The 13,914-nt window shown below is 49.8% G+C and carries 12 protein-coding genes; 3 read left to right on the top strand and 9 right to left on the bottom strand.

Annotated elements, in window-relative coordinates; translation table 11 throughout:
* Positions 1 to 72: 72 nt before the first annotated feature.
* The 3 genes from sufC to PV407_RS03835 form a co-directional block, all read right to left on the bottom strand.
* Positions 73 to 858, bottom strand: coding sequence for a Fe-S cluster assembly ATPase SufC (gene sufC / locus PV407_RS03845; RefSeq protein WP_332088550.1), 786 nt, complete (start codon positions 856 to 858; stop codon positions 73 to 75).
* 289 nt (positions 859 to 1,147) lie between these two features.
* Positions 1,148 to 1,720, bottom strand: coding sequence for a DUF1802 family protein (locus tag PV407_RS03840; protein WP_332088549.1), 573 nt, complete (start codon positions 1,718 to 1,720; stop codon positions 1,148 to 1,150).
* A 196-nt stretch (positions 1,721 to 1,916) separates the two neighbouring features.
* Positions 1,917 to 2,375 carry a Dps family protein gene (locus tag PV407_RS03835; protein WP_332088548.1) on the bottom strand — a complete coding sequence of 153 codons (459 nt, stop codon included), beginning with the start codon at positions 2,373 to 2,375 and terminating at the stop codon, positions 1,917 to 1,919.
* A gap of 297 nt (positions 2,376 to 2,672) precedes the next feature.
* On the opposite strand from PV407_RS03835, the gene mtnK reads away from it, so the two are divergent.
* Positions 2,673 to 3,881, top strand: a complete 1,209-nt coding sequence (mtnK, locus tag PV407_RS03830; RefSeq protein WP_332088547.1) for an S-methyl-5-thioribose kinase — start codon at positions 2,673 to 2,675, stop codon at positions 3,879 to 3,881.
* Between the two features lie 27 nt (positions 3,882 to 3,908).
* Positions 3,909 to 4,994: an S-methyl-5-thioribose-1-phosphate isomerase gene (mtnA, locus tag PV407_RS03825; protein ID WP_332088546.1), complete on the top strand. Its 1,086-nt coding sequence runs from the start codon at positions 3,909 to 3,911 to the stop codon at positions 4,992 to 4,994.
* 340 nt (positions 4,995 to 5,334) lie between these two features.
* Here mtnA and PV407_RS03820 read toward each other — a convergent pair whose 3' ends face one another.
* Together PV407_RS03820 and PV407_RS03815 are read right to left on the bottom strand one after the other, a co-directional pair.
* The gene (locus tag PV407_RS03820) at positions 5,335 to 6,441 is read right to left on the bottom strand and encodes an acyltransferase family protein (protein ID WP_332088545.1); all 1,107 of its coding nucleotides are present in this window, start codon (positions 6,439 to 6,441) and stop codon (positions 5,335 to 5,337) included.
* Between the two features lie 87 nt (positions 6,442 to 6,528).
* Positions 6,529 to 7,341, bottom strand: coding sequence for a Calx-beta domain-containing protein (locus PV407_RS03815; RefSeq protein ID WP_332088544.1), 813 nt, complete (start codon positions 7,339 to 7,341; stop codon positions 6,529 to 6,531).
* Positions 7,342 to 7,453: 112 nt separating this feature from the next.
* On the opposite strand from PV407_RS03815, the gene PV407_RS03810 reads away from it, so the two are divergent.
* Positions 7,454 to 9,052: a glycosyl hydrolase family 28-related protein gene (locus PV407_RS03810; protein ID WP_332088543.1), complete on the top strand. Its 1,599-nt coding sequence runs from the start codon at positions 7,454 to 7,456 to the stop codon at positions 9,050 to 9,052.
* 46 nt (positions 9,053 to 9,098) lie between these two features.
* Here PV407_RS03810 and PV407_RS03805 read toward each other — a convergent pair whose 3' ends face one another.
* From PV407_RS03805 to PV407_RS03790, 4 genes are all read right to left on the bottom strand, one after another.
* On the bottom strand, positions 9,099 to 11,267 hold the full coding sequence (locus PV407_RS03805; protein ID WP_332088542.1) for a glycosyl hydrolase family 28-related protein: 2,169 nt from the start codon (positions 11,265 to 11,267) through the stop codon (positions 9,099 to 9,101).
* A 93-nt stretch (positions 11,268 to 11,360) separates the two neighbouring features.
* Positions 11,361 to 12,458: a lipid II:glycine glycyltransferase FemX gene (locus tag PV407_RS03800; protein WP_332088541.1), complete on the bottom strand. Its 1,098-nt coding sequence runs from the start codon at positions 12,456 to 12,458 to the stop codon at positions 11,361 to 11,363.
* Positions 12,459 to 12,479: 21 nt separating this feature from the next.
* Positions 12,480 to 13,262: a formyltransferase family protein gene (locus PV407_RS03795; RefSeq protein WP_332088540.1), complete on the bottom strand. Its 783-nt coding sequence runs from the start codon at positions 13,260 to 13,262 to the stop codon at positions 12,480 to 12,482.
* A complete protein-coding gene (locus PV407_RS03790; RefSeq protein ID WP_332088538.1) occupies positions 13,249 to 13,896 on the bottom strand; it encodes a sugar transferase in 648 nt (215 codons plus the stop codon). The genes PV407_RS03795 and PV407_RS03790 overlap by 14 nt, the downstream gene beginning before the upstream one ends.
* Positions 13,897 to 13,914: the final 18 nt, after the last annotated feature.

Raw genomic sequence — 13,914 nt, 5'->3', positions numbered from 1 at the left:
GGCTCTTGAAAAGCGGCGTTTTCGCTGCGAAGCTTATTTCCGCACCCTTTTCGGAAAGCCCCTGTTTTTGAATTAAAGTTGTCCGACCGTTTCGTCTACGATGCCAAGCTCTTCCTTGATCCAATCGTAGCCTTCCGCTTCGAGCTTCTCCGCCAGCTCCGGTCCGCCCGATTTCACGATGCGGCCCTGCATCATGACGTGGACGTAGTCCGGCTTGATGTAGTCGAGCAAACGCTGGTAGTGGGTAATGATCAAGAAACCGCGATCTTCGCTGCGCATCGCGTTGACGCCCGCGGCGACGATTTTGAGCGCGTCGATGTCGAGACCGGAGTCGATTTCGTCCAAAATGACGATTTTCGGCTCAAGCAGCATCATTTGCAAAATTTCGTTCCGCTTCTTCTCCCCGCCGGAAAAGCCTTCGTTCAAATAACGATGGGCGAACTCCGGATTCATTTCGAGCTCCTTCATCTTCTTTTCCATTTGGCGGATGAACTTGATCAGCGAAATTTCGTTGCCTTCCTCGCGGCGGGCGTTAATGGCGCTGCGCAGGAAGTCGGCGTTCGTTACGCCGGGAATTTCGCTCGGATATTGCATCGCGAGGAACATGCCGGCGCGCGCGCGCTCGTCGACGCCCATCTCCAGCACGTCTTCGCCGTCGAGCGTAACGGAGCCGCCGGTCACTTCGTATTTCGGATGTCCCATCAAAGCGGATGCGAGCGTGCTTTTGCCGGTACCGTTCGGTCCCATGATCGCGTGCACCTCGCCGCCTTTCATGCTCAGGTTGATCCCTTTCAAAATTTCTTTGTCTTCGATCGACGCCTTCAAACCGTCGATAATGAAAGTTGGTGCGTTAGACATGTATGCTTCCCTCCGACTTTGTACTTTTTTGCTGCCGCCGGATGCGGCTTATCGTCCATCGCGCTGCGGACACAGCTGCGCGGACGCAAACTTGCGGCTATATAGAATCATTCCAACCTGATGTTCAATTGGAAATTGAAATCCGTACAAAATGATTCTCAGTGATTCTCAATATTTAATAATATTATAAACGCTGCACCAAAATCAATAAAGGGGGTTTCGACATATTTTAAACTTTTTTGTTTAAAAAGTAGCCGCAGCGCCGCTTCGGCGCCGAACCGGTTCGGCGTTAATCGGCAAGCAGCCGTTCGATTTCCTGGGAAATTCCGCCAAACGCCGCGTCGTCCAACACCGGCTTCTTGGCGCCCGGAGCGAACTCCCCTTCGATTCGAATCCATGACGTGCAGCCCGAATAGGAAGGCCGTATCGGAACGCGCACCGGCTCCTCCAGCTTGTATATGCGCAGCAGCAAGACGTGCAGCGGCTTCAGCCGTTTCCATCTCAGCCGTTCCTCCGCGAAACGGTCCGTCCAAATATGGAAATCGCGTATGCGGTCCAGCCGCTCCTGGCTCGTAACCTCGATATCGGCGGTCACCTCGGCGAAGCAGGCGATCTCGACCGTTTCCGCTTCCGGACTCCATCCCCGGAGCGTTTCCGCGAGCGTCGGCTGCGCTTCGTCCTTGAGCAGCTCCCGCCGTTGATGCTCGAATGTCGGGTACAGCCAAAACGACGGGCTTTCCAGCCGGAACTCCTTCGTCTCTTCCGCGATGCCGCCTTTGCGGAGCGCCACGATCTGACGTCCTTCAAGGAGTGCCTTGACCGCCACCGCCCATTCCTTCAATGCAATCGGCCCGTTGTCCACCGGCTTCCACTCTCCCTTCCTGCACAATACTTCCATTATACGATTTGCGGGGAAAGCAAAGCAAACCGAAAGCCGCGCCGCGCCGAACCGCCTTCCGGCATGCCGATTCCGGCGGTAACGAGCGTTCGCATGAAGGCAAAAGGAAAGCGCCCCGGACATGGGGCGCAAAACCGTTCCTTTTGCAAACGAACGCCGGTCAGCCTTGCAGCGATTCGAGCATCCAGACGTGCTTCTCGAGCGATTTCTGCATGCCCGTCAGCATGTCGGCCGAGCCGTGGTCGCCCGCCTGCTCCGCCTGCATGATCGCGCCGCGAATTTCGCCGAGCATCGTCTGAAAATCTTTCACGATCGCCACGACCATTTGGTCGGCGCTTTCGCCGCCGGACGCCTCCTGGACGGACGCCTGCGCAAGCATCTCCTTCATCGTGGCGACCGGCTTCCCTTTGATCGCCAGCACGCGCTCGGCGAGCTCGTCGATCCATTTGTCCGCCTCGTTGTACAGCGCTTCGAATTTTTCATGCAGCGTAAAAAACTGCTTGCCTTTGACGAACCAATGGAAGTTGTGGATTTTGACGTAAAGCACGCCCCAGTTGGCGAGCTGCTTGTTGATCGATTCCACGACCGTTTTCGTATCGGTTGCGATTGCGGTTGCCATAAGCGATTCCTCCGTTTCGTGACATGAACTTGTTCGCGGGTACGTTTCATTACCCGTTGACGCCGGCTTTGAAACGCATGTACGACTTATTTTGGCTTAAGACGCCAATCATTATGTGAACCGCTGCGCTATTTTCAAAAACAACTATCCCGGTTGTAAAACTGGGTATTTCCCCAACCGCCCTTATCGCTTATACTACTGGTATGGTCTCACGAAACCCCGTCGTGGCGGGGACCCCCGGGATTTATCATTACCTTTATAAAAGCAGCAATTTCGACCAATCGACGGAGGTGCGTTATGACGCAATATCATCCGCTGACCGAAGCGGAAGCAATCGAATACGCCAAATCGATACCGGGCCTGTTCCCGGCGGACGCCGCCCTGACGTCCCGCGAAATCGGCGACGGCAATTTGAATCTCGTCTTTCACCTTACCGACCCGGCCTCCAAGGCCAGCATCATTTTGAAGCAAGCGCTCCCTTACGCGAAGGTGGTCGGCGAATCGTGGCCGCTGTCGCTGGACCGCTCCCGCATCGAGAGCGAGGCGCTGCGGATCGAGGGCGAGCTTTGCCCCGATCTCGTCCCGCGCGTCTACCGGTACGACGCCGATCTCGCGCTGACCGTCATGGAAGATTTGAGCGATCATCTCATTATGCGCAAAGGGCTGATCGAGCGCCGCGTCTATCCGCAATTCGCCGGCCATATCGGCCGGTTCCTGGCGCGCACGCTGTTTTTTACGTCCGATCTCGGCATGAACCAGCAAGAGAAGAAGCGGCGTCTCGAAACATTCATTAACCCGGACTTGTGCAAAATAACCGAGGACTTGATTTTCGATCATCCGTACACGGATGCCGATACGAACAATTTCGACGCCGCCATCCGCGATGAAGTCGAATCGATCTGGAACGATCGGGAGCTGCATCTGGAAGTGGCGAGACTGCGCCACGGCTTCCTGACGAACGCCCAGGCGCTGCTGCACGGCGATCTGCATACGGGCAGCATTTTCGTCACCGAGACGTCGACGAAGGTGATCGATCCCGAATTCGCCTACTACGGTCCGATGGGCTTCGATATCGGGGCCGTGCTCGCCAACCTGCTGCTGAATTTCGCCGGCCAGGAGGGCTGGAGTCCGGACGAAGCGAGCCGTTCCGGCTACCGCGACTATTTGCTGCAGACGGCAAACGACGTTTGGACGACGTTCGAGCGGCAGTTCCGCACCCTCTGGGACGAGGCGTGCGTCGACCGCCTATCCCGGACGCCGGGCTTCCAGAATCTGTACGTGGAGGGGCTGCTGCGCGATACGTTCGGCTATGCCGGCTGCAAAATGGTGCGCCGCGTCATCGGCCTCGCGCACGTCGCCGACATCGACACGATTCCGGACGCGGCGGCAAAACAACGCGCGCAGCGCCTTGCGCTCCGCATAGGCAAAGCGCTGATCAGACATCACCGGAATGCCGCTTCGATCGGGGAACTGATCGACATCGCCCGCCGGGCGGCGGCGGAATAACGGCTTCGGGAAGGGGATGCCAACGATATGAACAACACGACTTCGCCGGAAAGCCGGATCGGTTCCGCAAACGAGCCTTTGCCATCGGTCGTCTGGGCCGGTACGCGTCTGGACTTGCTGGATCAGCGGCTGCTGCCCGAGGAGATCGTCTACCTGCAGCTGACGACGGCGGAAGACGTCTGGGAGGCGATCCGCCATTTGAAGGTGCGGGGCGCCCCGGCCATCGGCATCGCGGCCGCTTACGGCGTATACCTCGGCGTGCGCCATACGGCCGGCGATGCCGGACAAGTGCTCGCCGAAGTCAACCGGCAGGCCGACTATTTGGCCACGTCGCGGCCGACGGCGGTAAACCTGTTTTGGGCGCTCGACCGGATGAAGGCGCAAGCCGCGCGGCTTGCGGACGAGCAAGCGGACGCCGGGGCGATCAAGGCGGCCATGCTGGCCGAAGCGGAGCTCATCCGCGCCGAGGACGAGGAGACGTGCCGGCGGATCGGCGAGCACGCGCTGACGCTGCTGAGCGACGGCATCGGCGTGCTGACGCACTGCAACGCGGGCGGCCTCGCCACGGCGAAATACGGTACGGCGCTCGCGCCGCTTTATCTCGCCAAGGAACGGGGCTGGAACGTCAAAGTGTTCGCCGACGAAACGCGCCCCGTCCTGCAGGGCTCGCGCCTGACCGCGTTCGAGCTGCAGCAGGCCGGCATCGACGTGACGCTCATCTGCGACAATATGGCCGGGATGGTCATGTCCAAAGGCTGGGTGCAGGCCGTCATCGTCGGGACGGACCGGGTCGCCGCCAACGGAGACGTCGCCAACAAAATCGGCACGTACGGCGTCGCCGTACTGGCCAAGGCGCACGGCATTCCGTTCTATGTCGCGTGCCCGATGTCCACCATCGATCTGAATACGCCTACGGGCGCGGAAATTCCGATTGAGGAACGGGACGAACACGAAATTACACAAGGCTTCGGCAAACGAACCGCGCCGGCCGGAGTGAAGGTGTTCAATCCCGCATTCGACGTGACGCCGAATGAATATGTAACGGCGATTATTACGGAGAAGGGCGTCGTTACGGCGCCTTACGGGGAAAATTTGCGGAAGCTGTTCGGGTGATAATAGGCAAGAAGGCCCCGAGTTCATCTCTCCTCTCGGGGCTTTTGATTATGTACGGCAATTATTGCTCCTTCTCGGATGGACGCTCTACTTGCTTGCTTTCTTGCAAGCTTATAGAGGCGATAATACTCGACTTTTTGGAGGAATTTACTGCAAGTTGGTTTAGAATTTTAATAATATCTACTTTTACTTGCAAACCTGCCACCGGTAGCATCACTCCATCTTTATGAAACAATATTTGTATATACTAATACTACGATACAAAACGAATCATAACAAGAGGAATATTTAATAAAAAGTTACATAACGTATCAATGCAGATGGAAATAAACAACGACTTTTAACTAACACCAATCTTTTTTGCAAGGGATGTCGAAGCTGGTCTTTTTCGGTTGACATCGTGCGTTCCGATTTTACCTACAATGTATGGTCCCCACTTCGTTTTATTGAGGATATAAGTCGTGACTACGGAACAGCCTATACTCCCCGCGAACAAGACCGCCAAAGTAAACCAATTGGAACGGAAGGAGGGAAACATCTGCAGCGGTACAAACATTACAGCCAAAAACATAGGATGCAGTAAGTAAATACCGAACGAATACCGGCTAATACTTATAAAAACCGGAGAGATTTTACCTACCCGCACCATGATATAACAAACTAAAAAAATGACGCTGACCGTAAAAATAACCATATCGACGCGTTTAGATGAAACGCTTCGTATCCATTCCTGATGGAGCATGATAAAGCATAAAAGCCCCGAGACCGTTACAGCCGCCCAACTCCATCGACCATGCTTGGCGATCAATGTCTTGAATTGTTCATAACGACTCCCGCAATAGTAAGCCAAAACAAAATAGAATGCCCACCCGGGAAACGGAATCCAGTAAAATTTACTCCACACGTAATGAAGTACGGCAGAGTCCGGGGACGGAACAAAATTGAAAAAGCCGAGATAAACCATGTTAATAATCATGGAAACGGTTAGAATCGATATGGGCGAATAAGCGCGGTCCAATCTGGTCATATACTTATGCAGGGCATAGAACTGAAATACGATCAGAATAAAATAGCCATGATAGTCCCCGAGCAGCCAATGTCTCCACAAAAACGACACCAGCGTCCCGAGTGACACTTCCTTACTTTCGACCCAAATCTGGGCTGATTTCATTAATGCATAAAGGGCCCCGAATAAAAAATAAGGGGCCAAAATATATTGAATTCTTTTGGTCCAAAAATGACTATCCGCCCGATCCCGAGAAGAGTGAGCCAAAATCATTTCAGAAATGAAAATGAAGGCCGGGGTCCCAAACGTAAGCATAAGTTCTAAAAAATTGCCGAGCAAGCTCGATTCCGGAAAGGTTCGATTGAAACTATTACGGAAAACTAGGCATAAACATGCGATACTGCGCAGCAAGAACATCTCGTCTATCCATTTCTTTTCCATGAACGATGCCCCCTCTTTTAAGAGAAGCAAATAACCCTCATAATAAGAATACGAACGGAATGAACATAACGGGGACTGCAGATATTGCTATCGGATGTACATTAATTTCGTTTCCGAATCCGCTGACCCGGTATCGATGCTGATTGGATTTATGTCGAAGAATATGGAAGTTTTAGTTGAAATTCCGGAAGATAGCCTTGCTAATAAAGTCCCTGATCCGGATGTATTGCTGAACAATCTGACGCTAGCCTCCCCAAAATCATCTGTTACCGCACTTGGCGTTATTGTTCCAATCGTTGAGGTAAATATCACCGTTTGGTTTGCGACCGGCATACCTTTACGATTTCTGACGTTTACAAATACATCGTAATTTTCGTTATCCACCTTTTTCAGGTATATTCGAATCTTGTCCGGGGAGTATCCCATAATTATAACTGAAACGCGGAGTGCAGAACCGGAAACATCTTCAAGAGAGTCGGACAGCTCGACCCAGAACTGCTTGTCCGTTTCGGTCTCCCCATAGCTCATGATCGGAATTGCAACCTTCTTCTCCCATTCTCCTGAATTGAAAATAACTTTGCCGGTACTAGAATAATAATCCGAAGGTGCGGTGGCCGTTCCATCTACCGTCTTGTAATACACCGCCTGTATAACGCTCGCATCCGTCCGAAAAAGAGTAAGTATTGCCGATCCTGCGTTCCCATCCACTTGTACATTGTTTGCATACCAATTTTGTCCTCCTACAACGTTCTGATTTGCATAAACCGTCTCTATGACAGTCCCTCTTGCATTTTGTAAAGCAGTTTTTTCAGGACGCTCTCCTTCAATGGCCAAAAGCGATTGACTTACGAAGATGTGCAAAAGTAACGTTAGTCCCAACATTCGTGCAAAACTCTTCATTTCACCTACATCTCCCGATATGTCTATTTAATTCACATCTCTGAAAATGATTGCATATGATAAATAGTACAACCATGTATACCCAAACCACAAAGCAAAGGGGATCGAAGCAATGGCTAACGGAGCTGGAAATGTAATGGACTTCGGCGCCAAGGGCGATGGAAAAGCGGATGATACAAACGCATTACAAGCAGCACTGAACAGCGGATATTCCGAAATATATATTCCCAAAGGGATTTACAAAATAACTCAGCCATTGAAAGTCAATAACCGGAACGGTATGACGGTTTATGGAGCAAACTCCACACTTAGCTTCTCAAACGTCGCAACAGGGCTTGAATTTAATAAATGCTCGCATATCGAAGTCCGAGATTTGGAGTTTAACGGAAACTACAGCTCGAACTATTTGGTGAGGTTTAACACTTGCTCCAATATCCATGTCCTAAACTTGATTATCCGGGACTGCAGAAGAAGTGGAACGGACCCCGTTATCGGCTTGAGATTCGTCGGAACTACATTTATTACGGTGGAGTTTTGCCATATTTACAACATCGATTCGCCTGTTTCAAAAGTGGCGAGAGGAATTTATTTCGCATACGATGACGCCGGGAAAATATGCCGTTATATTGAAGTCCGCAAATGCATTATCCAGAATATTACGCCCGTGGACGACGGAGACGGTATCCAACTATTACAGGAAGATGGGTTGGCCGGCGTAACGGACGGATCATCGGATGCCTTAATTTTCGATTGTACATTCATAGACTGTGCCAAGCGCGGAGTCAAAGCGCAAGCGAAAGGCGTCAAGGTTGTGGATTGCCAATTTTTCGACCAAAATTTCAAATACAAGCATTCATCGGCTATCGCTTTGTTTTGCTCCAACAGTTCGGCAATTGGTAACAGAATCAAATATAATTACTGTACCTCCGTCATTGCCGTAAATAATTCCAACGACAAGCCACAGAGCAACATCATCATAGAAGCAAATATTATTGAGATTTCTGCTATAAATACGCAAAATCAATACGGCATTCTGTTCGGGTACGCCAATTCGACTTGGCGATGCGATAACGTAATTATCAAAGACAATATCTTTATAGGAGATAAATATTACACCGTCATTCAGTACACCTATGGAAACAATATACAAGTAACCGGAAACATTTCGGAGCAGAAAGGGATTACGATCGGCCAAGTTAATACGGTATACCCTGTCATCAACGCCAAAATATCCAATAATACATTCTCAACCATCACACTGGCCGCAAGGGATTCCCACGTATCATTCAATACGATAAGAGGAGATACCTACGGTATAGATATGCTTGCCCCGTGCAATAACGTGAAGGTCAATAATAACCTGATTGCCAATCAAACCGTCGGTATGATCGTCCGGGACAAGACCGTCAATATACAGATCTGCGAAAATACGTTCAGCCAGAATATAAATCTGGATGCACAAATAAGCGGTCGCGAACACCAGATTTTCTCCAACATAGGATTATCCAAACTGTCCGCGCCGCAAAACGGTCAAATCGCCATCCAAAACAATAAAACGACTCAAAGTGCTTCACCTCCGACAACCGGCTCTTGGGATATCGGCGATATAACCTACAATTCTCTCCCTAAACCGGGCGGTTACGTCGGCTGGATTTGTACGTCAGCGGGAGAACCTGGTATATGGAAACCATTCGGTCCCATATCGCAGTAATGAATGAGGGGAGATGCTGGCGAACCGGCATCTCCCTTATCACAATTCAAACCCACTTCGTGCCATCCCAGACAAATAACGAACCTGAACCATCATTTAGCTTGAACTGGTATCCGGCATCGTTTTTGGTCAATCTGACGGAATCTCTTTCGTTCTTTGTTCCGTACCCACATCCAAACGCCATCCATTGGCCGCCCGAACCACCAGAAACGCATTTCCAAAAACCGATGTTCCTCAGTCGGGTCGGGGACGTGTTGTTGAATATATCCCCTGCGCTCCAGAAACCGGAAATTGGTGCAGTGCTCCCCTCAGACAAACGAATATCGAACTGATATTGTTTTCCAGAGACGGAGTATATTTTTTGAAGTCCTTCGTTCCTTTGTAATTTATGACCATCACCGTCAATCCGCAAATCCCATTCAAGATTGCCGACGAACCGGTTGGCGGTTATTTGAATGGAACGCGTCCCCGCTCTAACGTTTACCCCAACCTTACAAGTATCGATGTAGTTGTTCGCCAACTCCGTGTTGGCACAGACCGCCAACAGATCGAAACCATTGCCGCCTCCTTTTACCGTATTTTGGGATACAACAGACTGTTGAACGCCTAACTGAAGACTTTTCATTATATTTCCCGTAATGTTGGCGTTAGTTACCTTAAAATTGGAATCCTGTTGACCAATTACGCATGCCATCGATGGCGCAACATTGCCTTCAACCGTTACATCATTCCCGTAGGTGAATTGAATAGCTGAGAACAGCTTATCGCCAAGCAGTTTGTTGTTACGAATCCGGATGTTGTCGCAGCGCCATCTGGATAATGCGCTTCCAAATAGTATTCCATATTGATTAGCACTTCCGGTTTGAGCAATCTCAATGACATTCTCCTCAATTTGGATGTTTTTTTGCGGGAGGCTTTCATGGTTGTTTGCCCCAATGCCGATCAAGCATGTGTTGTAGCGGACAGTATTCCGTATAGCAGAACTATTGGAGCAATGGAAGGCGATGGCTGTATAATGCTCGTATTGAAAGTTAAGATCATAGAACTTGCAATCTTGCACCGTTACGCCGCTAGCCTGCGCTTTGACGCCCCTTTTCGCACAATCGATAAAATGACAATCATGTATGAAGGCGTCGATCGTCCCATCCACCACCCCGTTCTCATTGTCCTGCTGCAAAAAGTGAATCGCATCCCCGTCGTCGATAGGCGTAATGTTTTGAAACTTGCACCTTCGGATCGTAATATAACGACTCGCTTTACCACCCTGCACGGAACTGAAATAAACGCCTCTCGATATTTTTGAAACTTTGGAATCGATATTTTCAACATGACATTTTTCAAGCAGCACGTTAGTCGTTCCTACAAAAACCAGCGGGACGATTGCAACGTTTTCATCTCTTCGACAGTTCTTTACTTTGACATCCTCAACAACGACTTGGTCACATCCGGAAAATCGGACCAAATTGTTGGAGTTAAAGTTTCCCGTCAGCTCCATCCCCTGCATTTTGAAATTCGTACAGCCGATGATTTCTAACCCAAGCGATACATTCTGGAACGACAAAACCGACCCGAAACCTTCAAGAACGATATTGTTCTTCCCCTGAAACGTAATCGTGCCGGTAATGTTGTATGTGCCTTTCGAGAAAACGACGCGCCCCCCATTAGGATCGAGAACCTCGAGCGCCGAACTGATGGCCGTCGAATCGTTATTGCCGGATTTTGCTCCCCACCATTCCGGGTATACTTGGGGCACATTAAACTCCCCAAATATCCGCCCTCCTCCTTCGAAAATTTGGTATATTCCGGCCTTTACTCCTCCGTATACATAAATATTAAATCCGCTGTCGACGATTAGCCTTGCGCCGTTTACAAATTCCAGATCGACACTTTCCGGAAATGTCAAACCCGAACGGATACGATATGTACCAGTGGGGAAGTAAACAGTTCCACCACCCGAACTGACGGCCGCTTGGACCGCCTGGTTGATTGCCGCTGCATCGTTATTTAAACTATCGCCTATAGCCCCGTATGCCTTCACATTATATACGCTGTTTGCAGAGATACCCGCTTGAGTCGCTGCGTAACTATTTTCCGCGGCTTCCACAGTCGGAATGCCGCGGTTTTTTACCCAATAAGCCCCTATCAGTCCAAGGCCTGCCGACCCTAACGCGACTAGGGCTTTCCTTCGACTCATTCGTTTCGTTTCCTCTTTCATTACAACCAACCCCCGATACATTATGTATCGATTATCTCATGGATGCGTTTGTTAGTCAAACGGTGTCGAAATAATGTTTTACCGTGGGGCCGTTCAAGTTCCCGTAGTCGTGTTCAAAAGAAGACTGCGCTCTAACGATGGATTCCGGTACGCTGGAAAATACTCCGACTTCGCTTCAATGCCCAGACTCGTCAACAAATCGTTATATAAATCCGGGCGATGCACCTTTTTACCTACATAATAATCGAGTGCGGTTTTTTCGTTGAACGTACGTTTAAACCTGTATAGACTATCTTGACCGATGTATCCCCCTCCCAGATGCAAATGCCGACATCCTTGTTCTTTTGCCCATATAGCCGCTTCACTGATCAGCAAATTGACAGGGGCTAAGCGTAGGTACTCCTTGTTTGCTCCCATGAAATGATAGTGCGCGTATTTGTTATAGCGCATAAAAAGGGAAGAGACCAGAATTTGATCATTCAGCTTCACTTCGAACAATTCGATCTGTCCAGCCAAACGCTCAACAGTATTGATAAAAAATTTGTCGCTGAAGTAATAGTAAGAATTCGCATTATTTCTGTCCATGGTAGAGTAATATAGCCTTATAAAGTGGTCCAGGTTTTTTACATCGGAAGCGACAAACTGGAGCCCTTCTTTCTTTGCTTTCCGAATACGGTTCCTGTTTTCCGCGCTGAACTGCTGCATGATTTCTTGGTCCGTGCCGAGAAGATCGACGCTAATTGTATTTCGCAGAAAAATCGGATCTACTTCCTCATAGTCGTTATAATTTTTAATAATCGGATGGAACCGCACGAACTCAGCGATGATATTGTTATCTCTGCAATATTCTCCAAATGCATCTGAGAAATGGGAAAAAATCCGTTTTCGAACAGCGGGATCCATTACGCTGGATAACGGCCCTCCATACCCGTAGGGCGTGGAAATATCGAAATAATCCTTCTCCAGCCCAAGTGCTCTAATAACTGGGAGATCATTGATTCTCCGAAGAAGAAACGGATAGCAGACTACCCCATCTTGATCCGAATATACGAACATCCGAGCTAGGCCTTCACCGTTCTCTTCATATATTTGACAATATCCTGAAGTGAAGTAAATGTCCGCATCCGGAAACAAATGGATATACCGGTCCCATGCCTCATTATCTGTTGCTTTCAGAATCTCGATACTCATGTTCTCATACTCCTCGAATTATCATTGTCCCCATTGCTTGTCGACAGTTAAATAGATTCGTCCGTCGGGCGTTTCAATAAAGGCCGGCTCTTGTCCGGGGAATTGAAAAGCTCTGGCTGCTCTCCTCCACTGCTCCGGTCCCGATGATGGATCTATTTGTTTACGGCTCATTACTTGTTTTCGCGTAAATGTTCTGATTTCGGCTCCTCGATCCACTGCTATAGTTTCTTGCAAGGTTCCCCTCAGTTCTCCATTCGCAATGTTTCGAAAGCAGGATTTCACAAGCTCGATACCCGCTTTGTTGCATTTTTGGAATAAATCGTATACGGTATCGCTAGGCAAAATCGGGAATCTTTGCTCGGCTAAAACATCTCCGGTATCGATCCCTTCATCCATCCAGTGAAGGGTCGGGCCGAAATCCGACCTCCCCTCCAGAATGGCGACTGCATCACCCATAGCTCCCCGCAGCTCCGGCAGCGGCGCTCCGTGCAAATTGACGACTCCGAGACGGAACTGTCTGAGATGACGGCTACGCAAAATCAAATGAAATCGTATTGCCAAACCGATATCCGCTTCCAGTTGGACAACATCATCGAGGTCTAGGATAGGAATACCCAGAACAGGAGCAATATCCTGCATATCGCGGTCATTGATGCATTCCCGCCATTTTGACATCGGTTCCTTGCTGCATACGACTCCCTTAACTGCGAAATCGGGTTGTGCCAAAAGCCATTCCAAGATGCTGACTGCCGGTCCCATCGAGCCGAACAAAATGACGGTTTTTACTTGTTTATCTTGTTCCATTAACAGTAATTCCTCCCGATAAAGCGACAGAAGACGGAATCGTTAGTCTTTCGACATCCAAGTCGGGCAATTGCCGTTCGGTCACTTCCTCGAATCCGTCGCGCTCCAATACTTGAATTACCGACTTCCACATGATTGTCAAATCAAGCGCGAGGGACTGCCTCTCGACATACTTGACATCGAGATGCAACCTTTCATCCCATGTCAACCGATTCCGGCCCGATATTTGGGCAAGACCAGTAATCCCCGGCCTGACGAGAAAACGTTTCTTTTCCGTTTCCGTGTAAAATGGCAAGTACCTTAGCAGAAGCGGCCTAGGACCGACCAGACTCATCTCCCCCTTGATCACGTTGATCAACTGGGGGAGTTCGTCGAGGCTTGTTTTGCGGAGGAAAGCCCCAAATGAAGTGAGCCGCTCCGAGTCGCTGAGAAGACTTCCGTTTTCATCCCGTTTATCGGTCATCGTCCGGAACTTCAAAATATGAAACGGACGCATATGAAGCCCCGGTCTGCATTGCCGGAATAGCACCGGGGAACCAAGATACTTTCGTACGCAAAGAGCCGTTACGCCCATTACGGGAGACAACACAATAAGTAATAAGAGAGAGACGGTCAGGTCAAACACTCTTTTCACGGCAAATACACGCTCCAG

Source organism: Paenibacillus sp. GYB003 (assembly GCF_036577625.1).
Lineage (GTDB): Bacteria > Bacillota > Bacilli > Paenibacillales > NBRC-103111 > Paenibacillus_AB.
Note: the sequence above shows the minus strand (reverse complement) of the source record. Positions and strands in the feature narration are given on the sequence as shown.